The sequence below is a fragment of the Endozoicomonas gorgoniicola genome, assembly GCF_025562715.2.
Taxonomy (GTDB): domain Bacteria; phylum Pseudomonadota; class Gammaproteobacteria; order Pseudomonadales; family Endozoicomonadaceae; genus Endozoicomonas_A; species Endozoicomonas_A gorgoniicola.
In genome coordinates, this window is the sequence record NZ_JAPFCC010000001.1 from 6,072,393 (window position 1) to 6,083,669 (window position 11,277).

Below are 11,277 nucleotides of genomic sequence, written 5' to 3' on the forward strand. Positions count from 1 at the left end.
ACATTTCAGGTTCTCTGGAGTTACCTGATCAGAGTGGCAACATTGAGAACTGCGTTGAACTCGTAATAGACGTTCGACTAAAGAAAAGCTGAGAGTTAGGTTTAAGGTGGCTTGTTCATGAAATTGTCCCGAAAAAGCAAATGGCTGCTGCTTCTGCTTGCTATGCCTTGTACTACGGCATTAGCACAGTCAGATACAGGGTTGCACTACAATATGGTGTTTGAGACACCAGAAGTTACGATTGCAGCAGGTGTTTCGCATGATTTAACAGCGACATTTTTTATTGAGAATTCATACGGAGATAAGAATGCCAAGAAGCTGGGAACTATTTTTCCTGCTTCGGATAATTGCATTTACACAAAATATCAGAAATGGCCAAGCCTCATCACGAAGCGGGAGAGCTGCAGCTCTCTGGGGTCCTGGCTGGATGGAGGAAATAGTTTGCAGACGGGTCTGCAGCAGAATTATACGGAACTTCTTTCTCCGCCTTTACAGGGCTCCCTCAACATTTATTTCGGTGCGTTGGAGGTGAAATTGTCTCCAGTCAGGGCAGGGCATAAACTGTCTCACAAAAAGCACAAAAGTAAATCCGGGGCAGTTGCTACTACTTCTCCGCCTTATATTCCCGAGGGAGAAGTGACCAGTGATACCGGGGCTGGTGGGTATGAAATACTGGAGGTTATTTCATGCGATAAGAGGGAAGAGGTAAACCCCGGTAGTACTCCTTGTAAAACCGGGGCCTGGTTAGATATTGGAACCATTGCGTGGCACGGAAACTTACAAACAAGAAAGCTGAAGATAAATGTTGATAGCCTGGATGATGGAGGGATGATTCTGACTTTTTATGATTTCCGTAAAAAAATACACGGGCTCAATATTTATACTTACGACTTCAGGGAAAAATCCAGGGATCAGCAATACAAGGATTTGAGGATTGTCGTTAAAAATAATATACCGACTGTCAGCACGAGTAAGGGTGTTTCAGGAAATTACACTGGAAATCATACGGGGAATGTCACGGAAATTTACAATGCTACTTCAGCGGAGTATAACAACGCGGGTACCCATGGTAGCGCCAAAAGTCTTCAGGAACTGCTCGCCGGGATTTTTTTGTGGCTGGAGATTCCAGTCGGCTTTTGAATACAGTAATTAATGGAGTAAGTTCGATTATGCGCGGACTCATTCAGAGAGTTCAGTTTGCGAGTGTAAATGTTGATGGTGAAACGGTCGGCGAGATTGGTGAAGGTCTGTTATTGTTCCTGGGCATAGAGAAAGACGACGATCAGGCCAAAGCCGATAAATTGTTAGAAAAGGTGCTGAAGTATCGCGTGTTTTCGGATGAACAGGGCAGGATGAATCTGGGACTGAAAGACTCTGGTGGTGGTTTGCTGGTGGTGTCTCAGTTCACGCTGGTGGCAGACACCCGCAAGGGATTGCGACCGGGTTTCAGCTCAGGGGCCAGCCCGGAACATGGAGAGGCAATGTACGATTATTTTGTCAGCCGTGCAAAAGCTCTGCATGCCGATGTAGCAACGGGGCAATTTGCTGCCGATATGAAAGTTTCCCTTCTGAATGATGGTCCGGTGACGTTTAATCTGAGCGTGTGAACATCTTTGAACGAAAAAAATACCGGTCAGCTAACCGGTATTTTTTTCGATAGACGACTACTACTCGATAGACAACTACTACATTTGCTCGACAGTCTCAATACCCAGCAGGTCGAGACCCTGCTTAATGGTTCTGGCAGTCAGGGAACACAGTTGCAGGCGGGAGTTCTTCAGTTCTTCAGAAACGCCTTCCTTGTTCACCGGGCAGGCTTCGTAGAAGCTCATAAAGGCTCCGGACAACTCGTACAGGTAACCACAGACAATGTGTGGCATGCCTTCACGGGCTGCCTGCTCAACAGTTTCACTAAAGCGTGCCAGCTTCAGGGACAGTTCACGTTCGGTGGCTTCACCAATGACGATATCGCCCTGCAGGTCAGACTCGCTGAGACCCGCCTTACGGAAGATGCTCTGCACACGGGTGTAAGCGTACAGCATGTAAGGAGCAGTGTTGCCCTCGAAGGCCAGCATGTTGTCCCAGTCGAACACATAGTCGCTGGTACGGTTCTTGGACAGGTCAGCGTATTTCACAGAACCCATTGCCACCGCTTTGATCACGTTGACTTTCTGTTCTTCGCTCAGGTCGCTGTCCTTGCTGGCGATCAGGCGGGCGGCACGCTCTTCGGCTTCGTTCAGCAGGTCAACCAGTTTAATGGTGGTGCCTGCACGAGTTTTGAACGGCTTGCCGTCTTTGCCCAGCATCATGCCGAATGCGTGATGCTCCAGCTGTACGTCTTCTGTCGCAAAGCCTGCCTTGCGGGCAATGGTGTAAACCTGTTCGAAGTGCTGACCCTGACGGGCATCGACATAATAAAGCACACGGTCAGCGTTCAGGGTGTGAACTCGGTGACGGATAGCCGCAAGGTCGGTGGTGGAGTACAGGAAGCCACCACCGGACTTCTCGACGATCACGCCCATTGGGTCGCCATCTTTGTTTTTGAACTCATCCAGAAAGACCACTTTGGCACCCTGGTCTTCACTCAGCAGGCCTTTGCTGTCCAGTGCCTTGATGATCACTGGCAGGCTGTCATTGTATGCGCTTTCGCCCATCACATCACCCGGGGTCAGGGACACGTTAAGGCGCTCATAGACTTCCTGGTTGTGAGACAGGGTAACGTCGACCAGTCGTTTCCACAGTTTCTTGAAATGCGCTTCACCCGCCTGCAGGCGAACAACGTAGTCACGGGCTTTTGCAGCAAATGCCCCGTCTTCGTCAAAGCGCTTTTTGGCAGCCTTATAGAAGGTTTCCAGGTCAGACAGTTCCATATCCATGGCTTCTTCCTGGTTGCTCTGTTCGAGCTCTTCCAGGTGAGCAATCAGCATACCAAACTGGGTACCCCAGTCGCCCAGATGGTTCTGGCGAATGACCTTGTGACCCAGAAACTCCAGGGTACGGGCGGTAGAATCACCGATGATAGTAGAACGCAGGTGGCCTACATGCATCTCTTTGGCAACGTTAGGGGCAGAGTAGTCAACAATAACAGTGTGCGGATTTTCTACCTTCTCGACACCAATGCGCTCATCAGACACGGCTGCGCGCAAACCTTTAGCCAGAAACTCTGGTGCCAGGTAAATGTTGATAAAGCCCGGACCGGCAATTTCGGTTTTGTCTGCGATACCGTCCAGATCCAGATGATCAACAACGGTCTGAGCCAGGTCACGGGGTTTCTGACCCATTTTCCTGGCAGCTGCCATTACCGCATTGCACTGGTAGTCGCCAAAGTTAGCGCGGGCGCTTGGACGTACCATGGCAGGCGTGTCTTCTGGAGCACCGGCGGCGTTCAGCGCCTTGATGACTCTGTCTTCAAGCAGCTTGAGAATATTCATGGATGAGTCCTTGATGTGAAACTCGTGTCAATTTTACTTCGATAACCTTCCCGGCCATCGACAGTCGTTATGTGGGAGTTGCTCTCAGTTGGTTCCCTGAAAAGGTTCGCCCGGAAGAAGAAAGCAGGGCGGGATTACAGGGGGGAATGAGGGCGATCTTGGCTGTAAATGCTAGCGAAAATAGCGCGTTTAAACAACATACATTGACCTGTGAGGCTTGACCTGATGCTGGTTCCAGCGGTGATAATAGGGGCTGAGTGACTCCGTAAGATTGAAGATTGGAATGTCAGCCGAATGAGTGCCCAGAGAGCAACCAGCCGACGGGGAGCCAGTAAAGGCAGCCCCCGCAAATCCAGTAGCGGAAAACCCAAGGTGCCGGGATGGTTATTCCTGGTGACCGGTTTTGCACTGGGCTTTTTTGCCGCGTCACTGATCAAGCTGACGCCGTCTGCCATAGAAGTGCCTGTGCCGCAGCACCCAGATGACAACGCTTCAGCCAAAAGCAGTGAACCGAATCCGGTGTTTGATTTTTATACGCTGTTGCCGGAAACCGAGGTGGTTTTGCCTGAACCGGAAGCCACTCCGGTTACCCGGCCAGCAGCAAAACCAGCGGTTCAGAGTAAGCCTGCCAAAGCGCCCCAAAAACCAGCAAAGCATAACCGTTACCTGTTGCAGGCGGGCTCATTTCGCAGTGAAAAGGATGCAGACCGCCTGCGTGCCACGCTGATTCTTTCAGGGCTGACGCCCCGTATTTCGAAAGTGAATGTGGCGGGTGGGGAAACCTGGCACCGGGTGCAGATAGGACCGTTTGACGATCAGGGAAGTCTGGATAATGCCCGCCAGATTCTGGCTGAACAGAAGATCGACAGCCTGCTGTTGAAATTAAAATAATTGGTCTTTGCCCTTGATAATGCATGGATGTACCCAATATAGACTCCTGAACTACATCATTGAATGAAAGGAGTCCACCTTGGAACAGTATCGTGGCACAACTATTCTGTCTGTCCGTCGAGCTGACAGTGTGGTGGTAGGCGGTGATGGCCAGGTCTCCCTGGGCGATGCCGTTATTAAGGGCAATGCCCACAAAGTACGTCGCCTGTACAAAGGCAAGGTAATTGCCGGTTTTGCCGGTGGTACTGCTGACGCCTTTACCCTGTTTGAACGTTTTGAGGCACACCTGGAAAAGCATCAGGGGCGTCTGGAAAAGTCTGCAGTAGAGCTGGCCAAAGAGTGGCGCACTGATCGCACTCTGAACCGTCTGGAAGCCATGCTGATCGTGGCTGACGCGAAAGCCTCCCTGATTATTACCGGTAATGGTGACGTGATGGTCACCGAAGATGGCATTCTGGCTATTGGTTCCGGTGGTTTCTTTGCCCAGTCTGCCGCCAAGGCGCTGTATCAGAATACCGACATGGGCGCTCGGGAGATCGTTGAAAAGAGTCTGGAAATTGCCGCAGATGTGTGTGTTTACACCAACCACAACCGCGTGATCGAAGAAATTTCCACCCAAGAATAAATACAGCCCCGGACAGGAAGAGTCGTTAATGAATACCGGCGTTTCCTGAACGAACACTTCTGGAACAAATACAGCTAAAGAGTTTTAATCATGTCTAATATGACACCTCGTGAAATTGTTCACGAACTGGACAAACACATTATTGGTCAGGACGATGCCAAGCGTGCCGTGGCTATTGCCCTGCGCAACCGCTGGCGTCGTATGCAGCTGGATGAAGAGCTGCGTAATGAAATTTCCCCTAAAAACATTCTGATGATCGGCCCGACCGGTGTCGGCAAAACAGAAATCGCCCGTCGTCTGGCGAAGCTGGCGAATGCGCCGTTTATCAAGGTTGAAGCCACCAAATTCACGGAAGTGGGCTATGTGGGCCGGGATGTAGAGTCTATTGTCCGTGACTTGATGGACGCCGCCGTTAAAATGCTTCGTGAGCAGGAAATGGAGAAAGTGAAGCCTCGCGCCATGGATGCCGCTGAAGAGCGTATTCTGGACGCGCTGCTGCCACCTGCCCGAGATTTCAACGAAGAGTCTCAGCCTAAGGAGTCCGGCACCCGTCAGGTATTCCGCAAGAAACTGCGTGAAGGCGATCTGGATGACAAAGACATTGAGATCGATGTTAACGAAGCGGCCATGGGTGTTGAGATCATGGCACCTCCGGGCATGGAAGAGATGACCAACCAGCTGCAAGGCATGTTCTCTAACCTGAATCAGGGTAAGACAAAGACCCGCAAGCTGAAGGTGAAAGATGCCCTGAAGCTGGTTCAGGATGAAGAAGCCGCCAAACTGGTCAACGAAGACGAGCTGAAAGCCCGTGCGATTGAAGCGGTAGAGCAGAACGGCATTGTCTTTATTGATGAGATCGACAAGGTAGCCAAGCGTTCAGGCGGTGCTTCTGCTGATGTGTCCCGTGAAGGGGTTCAGCGTGACCTGCTGCCTCTGATTGAAGGCTGTACTGTTTCCACCAAGTACGGCATGATCAAAACCGATCATATCCTGTTTGTGGCGTCCGGTGCTTTCCACCTGGCCAAGCCTTCTGACCTGATTCCGGAACTGCAGGGTCGCCTGCCAATCCGTGTCGAACTGAAAGCCCTGAGTGCCCAGGACTTTAACCGTATCCTGACCGAGCCGGACGCATCCCTGACCGAGCAGTATCAGGCGTTGATGAAGACTGAAAACCTGAATATTGATTTTGACAAGACCGGTATCAACCGTATTGCCGAAGTCGCCTGGGCGGTCAACGAAAACACTGAAAACATCGGGGCTCGTCGTCTGCACACCGTTATGGAGCGCCTGCTGGAAGAAGTTTCCTACAGTGCTGCTGACCTGGCTCTGGAGCATTCTGACAAGCCGCTGATGATTGATCAGGCTTATGTGAATGATCATCTGGGTGAGCTGGTTCAGGACGAAGACCTGAGTCGTTATATTCTGTGATCTTTTTACCGGTGTTCGCTGGTTTCTGTTCTATTCGGAAGTCTGCGCACACCGGTTGATCTTGCATTCGAAGCCCTCTGCCAACCAAATTTTATTAATTTGTTAGGTAATCAATCTGACTTATCCACTGTTGAGCACTGGCCAGGTACTCTTTCTGAGTGACTTTTTCCAAAAGCGTTCTTGCTTTTTCCAACTGGTTGTTTTCATAGTAAGCCAGGCTCTGTAACAACAGCCAGTACTGATTTTCAGGCTCTTTTTTGATCTGTTGTTCCAGAAATTGTATGGCTTCAGGCCAGTGACCCAGACTATAAGCCAGCTGGCTTCGCAGGGCTAACGTGTTTTTTTGGCTACTGTCATTTGATTCATTCAGTAATTTCAATGCTTTTCTCTGTTGACGCGACAATAGATAAGCTTGGGCCAACATGGAGCGATAGCCTGTTTTCTCACCCAGGCGATCCAGATTCTGTTCCAGAACAACAGCAGCTCTTGCCGGAGCGTTGGCATTCAGTAATAACCGGGCCAGCAGTGTAACGCTTCTAAGTGGCAGGCGATGGGCTTTAAAGGCGCTGCTGAGTACATTCAGAGCGGCATCTGACTTATCTTGCTGATAAAGGTTGTAACCCAACCGCTCCCAGTAAAGCGGGTTATCCGGATAAAGGTGGACGAGAGTTCTCAGCAGCGATTCCGCTTCTGGCTTCATCTGTCGCTGCTCATACAGTGTCAGTAAAAACAGTTGCCGCTGCTCGGTTTGCTCTAAGGCGATGGCGGCCACCATAAAGTCAATCGCATTGACCAACTGGCCAGTATGGTATGCGCCGTAAGCCGCCAGAGTTGCTACCTGAGCCCGCTCCAGAGTTTCTCTTGTCTGATCTTCTTCGCTATTTGAGGTATTGGGGGTGAAATCGAGCCATTGCTTAGCGTAATCAAGGCTCTGTTGATATTGTTTTTGCTGAAAAAGAAGCTGTGCAGTCAATTTGTAAAGCGTTAGCTTTTGCTGGCTGGTTACAGGTAGCGTCAACAATGCCAACGATTCCTCTGTCGCACAGGCATATTTTTGCAGGGTGATACAGGCCTGAAGCAGAAGGTAATGTCCTGCCTTTTGGGCTTGCGGTGAACCATTGGCATGCTGTTTTTTAAATCGCTCAATCAAAGGCAATGCTGCTACCGGGTCTTTTTGAAGTAGCAGGCCTAGCTGTTGGTATCGCTGCTGCATGTTGGCGCTGACGGCTGATGTCGCACACAATATCAGGGTTAAGAGTAACCACTTATTTTTCCAGTTCATAACGAATCACTATACGCTGCCATTCTGTTGCCTCAGGTGAGACAAAACGCCATCGACGAACTGCTCTTGAGGCGGATCGATAAAAGATTCCTGGAGGTGATTCTTCAACCACCTTAAGACCTTCTACACGCCCATCAGGGTTAATAGCCAAATCAAGAGTGACATGCCCTTCAATGCCTTTTTGTTTCGCGGCCATTGGGTAGGTTGGTGGCATTTGAAATACGACTTGAGCCATGGATATCTTACTACTCATTGAGGAGCCGGGATTGTTGTCAAAGGCATTAAAAGCAAATACCGGGCTGTTAATGCTGGTATTGATATCAAGATCTGGGACAGTAAGATCCGGAATGGATACCGAAGCATCCAATGCTGTGCTCAGACTCAGTGTAAGAGGCGGCGGTGGAGGTGAGGAGGCCGTCGTCGGAGCGCTGCTTAAAAGGGTTTCCGGTAGCTTTTCTTCAGAAGGTTCCGGCCTGTCAGTTGAAAAATACACTTGTGCCAGGGTGGGGCGTTTCATTTGAGTGATATCACTACTCATCGTCAGGGTGTAAATCAGGCTCACCAGAAGCAGATTCACCAGTAAGGCTGCTAATAAGATCAGGCCTGAGAAGCTAGTGCGGGGTTTGTGTAGCAACGGCCACATTTTTTACTCCTGAGATCCTCAGTTGATCAACGACTTCAATTAAACGACCACTGTTGACATTTTGATCGACATCTACGATAGCTGATATCTGGCTGGTACCAGCGGCAATGTATTTAACTTCTCTGGCAAGTTGGGCAGGCTTTATGGCATTGCCTTCAAACCAGACCACATTGTGCTGGTCGATGCTGACCATCAGGGCAGTTTTATCCAGACTGTCTACGGTGCTTGCTGTTGGGCGTTCAATGTTGAGATTCTGTGTCTGCTGAAATGAAGCTGAAAGAATAAAGAAAATCAGCAGAATAAAGACCACGTCAATCAGTGGCGTCAGATCGACACTCGCTTCGGATTCGGTTTCTCTACTATGCTGAAACTGCATGATTGGCTCCATTGTTAAAGGAAGATGAAAGCGCTTGTCTGACCAGAGCCAGTAAACTACGGTTCTTTTGTTTTAACAGATAGGCGAGATAGATCCCGGACAGCGAAGTCACCAGCCCTGCCTGAGTAGTGAGCAGGGCGGCGCTGATACCAGACGACAAATGTTGTTGAATGTCAGCTTCTCCCAACTGAATGAAACTGGTCACCATACCATCAACGGTACCCAGTAACCCCAGCAATGGTAGGATTTTGATCAGGATGTTGATCCAATCCAGATTGCCATTAAGCTGACTGTCGGCACGCCCCAGAAACGCGCCTTTCAGTTTTGTTTTCTGCCAGTTGTTCATTTGATTAAACTGACTGGAGAGATGACTTGCCTGCCTGAGCCAGAGCAGCCGATGGCGACGAACCTTCAGAAATCCTTGCAGGAGTTGATACCACATCACGCACGAAAGCAGTAAGATCAGCCAGATAATCCCAACACCATGTTCGAAAAAAGACGCTATTTGCTGAATCACGCTCCAGCTCCTTTGAGAGCTTTCTGTGTGGAATCGTGGTGTAAAACTGCCCGGAGTGCTGCTTCCTGCTCCAGAAGCTGAGTCAGTTCGTGGCTGCGATTTTTTACAGCACAATGGAGTAAAAGTAATGGAATCGCGGTCATCAGGCCAAATTGAGTGGTCAGCAGCGCCTCAGCAATCCCTCCGGACAAGAGTTCTGTGTTGTTGCTGCCAAACTCGGTGATAACGGTAAAGGTTTTAATCATTCCGCCAACGGTTCCCAGAAGTCCCAGAAGAGGGGGAATTCCGGCGAGAACACCCAGAGTACCTGTTCCTTTTTGCAACATGGGCACTTCAATAAGTACGGCTGCACTTAGCCGGGCCTCAATGCTTTCTTCGCCTCCTTTTTCTATTGAGTGGATGATTCGTCCAAGACAGTTGTCGTCCGAAGGTGGGGAATGTTGCTGTCGTTCAATTCGCTGCTTTTCTTTTTTCAGATAAGCCAGACGATTGACTGCGATAGTGATGGAAACCAGTGCAACCAAAAGAATAAAGATACCAACAATGCCGGTGGCCTTCATTTTTGCCATGGCGCTGTTGTTGCGTTGACCATGTTTAAACAGTTGCCCCAGAGTTGGGTCAATCCAGACAGTGCCATCAGTTAGCGCGAGATCAGGCTGCTCTATCAGTACCTTGAGTTGCTTCTGAGCCGGCAGGAAAGTAAGCCAGCCAAGGTCGCTGCCGATTGAAAATGGGCCTTGCTCGGTTACTTGCTGGTCAGCAAACGATCCGTCAGATTTTACAACTTTAGAGGTTGATTGTTTTTCACTGGCGGTGAGAACAATTTGCTCCATAAGCGCATTCCAGAGACGCTCAATACGCTGAATTCCAATCTCGTTGTTATTTGTCAGAGAAAGTCCGGAGGAGTCGTGTCGCCAAAGGCTGTGAGGAGCCACGGTATTGAGTAAAACCTGCTCATGATTTGACACACCTTCAAACACACTATCAAGGCTGGTTTTTTCGGAATTGAACTGAGCCCGTCGGTCTCTTAGCTGCTGCTGCAGCTTAAGCACACTGTCTTCCAGAATACTATTTTCTTTTTTCAGCTTATCAAGCTGGCCAGATAGTTTGTCGTGATCTTGATTGAGCGCTTTCAGGCTGCTCTCAAGAGAATCAACCCGATGGTCTGCCATTTTCTGCTCTTTAAATGTTCCCTGGCGAACCTGGTCGAGAACCGTTTGCAGCGGGTTGATTGTTTCGGCAATAGCCAAGCATGAAACACAAGAAAGAATTAAGGCAAGTTTGCAATGCCTGAGGGTTTTGATAACTCGCATAGTTATTTCTCCCGGGCAACTGGGACATTCATCATGGCGGGAGCAAGCTGCCCATTGGCAACCTCGATAGCGGTTTTTATCAATGAGAGCTGTTTTTCAGGAAGAGAAACCCATTGGTCATTTATATGGATTGCTCCTTCCTTACCATCCAGGCTGAGATAGTAAAAATAAAGTCTGCCAATGCGTAAAAAGGTCACAAGACGATCATCGTTTAACATTCCCTGCCAGCTTTCAACACTGTATCCATAACTGAGTTCAACCTGATAGGCATCCAGAAGACGGGCAAGTTTGTCACCTTCGTTCAGGTCAGCACTGTTGAATAGTTTGTCAAGGTTGGCCAGGCGGGCTTTACGCTCATCCTGCAAAAACGGCTGATCAGCTTTGACCAACGTTTTCAAAGCGGTATTCATCCGTTCCATCAGAGGGGTCAGTTCCATGCGTGTTCTTCGTAAAATCTCTCTCTGCTGATCCAGCTCTGCAAGGGCGGTATTTAGTTGTTCCAGTTGACGGTTTAACTGATTCTGATAATGGCGGGTCAATTGCAGCTCATGAATTAATTGCCGGTTTTCCTGCGTTTGCATTTTTCTGGTGTCGTCCAGTTGCTCAATTTCAGGCTGCGCTTTTTGACTGGCAGAAATTCCGTATTGATCAACTTCTTCGATCTCTTTCAGGGTCGTGTTACTCGCCTGAACATTAAAGGCAAGAATAAGTAGCGACAGAATCGTTGATTTTTTAATAAACGACATATGTCTATAGATTGAAAGGCAGGTG

Annotated in this window: 12 protein-coding genes; 5 read left to right on the forward strand and 7 right to left on the reverse strand. The window is 49.3% G+C overall.

Translation table 11 applies throughout. The features are described from left to right. The first annotated feature begins 117 nt into the window (after positions 1 to 117). Together NX722_RS27300 and dtd are read left to right on the forward strand one after the other, a co-directional pair. The gene (locus NX722_RS27300; protein ID WP_262565965.1) at positions 118 to 1,140 is read left to right on the forward strand and encodes a hypothetical protein; all 1,023 of its coding nucleotides are present in this window, start codon (positions 118 to 120) and stop codon (positions 1,138 to 1,140) included. A 29-nt stretch (positions 1,141 to 1,169) separates the two neighbouring features. Then, a complete protein-coding gene (dtd, locus tag NX722_RS27305; RefSeq protein ID WP_262565966.1) occupies positions 1,170 to 1,607 on the forward strand; it encodes a D-aminoacyl-tRNA deacylase in 438 nt (145 codons plus the stop codon). 78 nt (positions 1,608 to 1,685) lie between these two features. On the opposite strand, the gene argS is transcribed toward dtd, so the two are convergent. Then, complete coding sequence (gene argS, locus NX722_RS27310) at positions 1,686 to 3,431, reverse strand: arginine--tRNA ligase (protein WP_262565967.1); 1,746 nt, start codon at positions 3,429 to 3,431, stop codon at positions 1,686 to 1,688. A 294-nt stretch (positions 3,432 to 3,725) separates the two neighbouring features. Between argS and NX722_RS27315 the strand changes: the two genes are divergently transcribed. From NX722_RS27315 to hslU, 3 genes are all read left to right on the forward strand, one after another. After that, positions 3,726 to 4,322, forward strand: coding sequence for an SPOR domain-containing protein (locus NX722_RS27315; RefSeq protein WP_262565968.1), 597 nt, complete (start codon positions 3,726 to 3,728; stop codon positions 4,320 to 4,322). 79 nt (positions 4,323 to 4,401) lie between these two features. Then, positions 4,402 to 4,947: an ATP-dependent protease subunit HslV gene (gene hslV / locus NX722_RS27320; protein ID WP_262565969.1), complete on the forward strand. Its 546-nt coding sequence runs from the start codon at positions 4,402 to 4,404 to the stop codon at positions 4,945 to 4,947. A 90-nt stretch (positions 4,948 to 5,037) separates the two neighbouring features. Continuing rightward, positions 5,038 to 6,375: an HslU--HslV peptidase ATPase subunit gene (gene hslU, locus NX722_RS27325; RefSeq protein WP_322740959.1), complete on the forward strand. Its 1,338-nt coding sequence runs from the start codon at positions 5,038 to 5,040 to the stop codon at positions 6,373 to 6,375. A gap of 94 nt (positions 6,376 to 6,469) precedes the next feature. On the opposite strand, the gene NX722_RS27330 is transcribed toward hslU, so the two are convergent. From NX722_RS27330 to NX722_RS27355, 6 genes are read right to left on the reverse strand one after another with little or no spacing between them, the layout of a single operon-like run. Further along, on the reverse strand, positions 6,470 to 7,657 hold the full coding sequence (locus NX722_RS27330) for a tetratricopeptide repeat protein (protein ID WP_262565970.1): 1,188 nt from the start codon (positions 7,655 to 7,657) through the stop codon (positions 6,470 to 6,472). Continuing rightward, complete coding sequence (locus NX722_RS27335; protein ID WP_262565971.1) at positions 7,641 to 8,300, reverse strand: energy transducer TonB; 660 nt, start codon at positions 8,298 to 8,300, stop codon at positions 7,641 to 7,643. The genes NX722_RS27330 and NX722_RS27335 overlap by 17 nt, the downstream gene beginning before the upstream one ends. Next, positions 8,269 to 8,676 carry an ExbD/TolR family protein gene (locus tag NX722_RS27340; protein ID WP_262565972.1) on the reverse strand — a complete coding sequence of 136 codons (408 nt, stop codon included), beginning with the start codon at positions 8,674 to 8,676 and terminating at the stop codon, positions 8,269 to 8,271. The genes NX722_RS27335 and NX722_RS27340 overlap by 32 nt, the downstream gene beginning before the upstream one ends. After that, complete coding sequence (locus NX722_RS27345) at positions 8,660 to 9,193, reverse strand: MotA/TolQ/ExbB proton channel family protein (RefSeq protein ID WP_262565973.1); 534 nt, start codon at positions 9,191 to 9,193, stop codon at positions 8,660 to 8,662. Before NX722_RS27345 ends, NX722_RS27340 begins: the two co-directional genes overlap by 17 nt. Next, the gene (locus NX722_RS27350; protein ID WP_262565974.1) at positions 9,190 to 10,506 is read right to left on the reverse strand and encodes a MotA/TolQ/ExbB proton channel family protein; all 1,317 of its coding nucleotides are present in this window, start codon (positions 10,504 to 10,506) and stop codon (positions 9,190 to 9,192) included. Before NX722_RS27350 ends, NX722_RS27345 begins: the two co-directional genes overlap by 4 nt. Positions 10,507 to 10,508: 2 nt before the next feature. After that, entirely contained in the window at positions 10,509 to 11,252 is a 744-nt protein-coding gene (locus NX722_RS27355) for a DUF3450 domain-containing protein (protein WP_262565975.1), read from the reverse strand. Positions 11,253 to 11,277 lie beyond the last annotated feature (25 nt).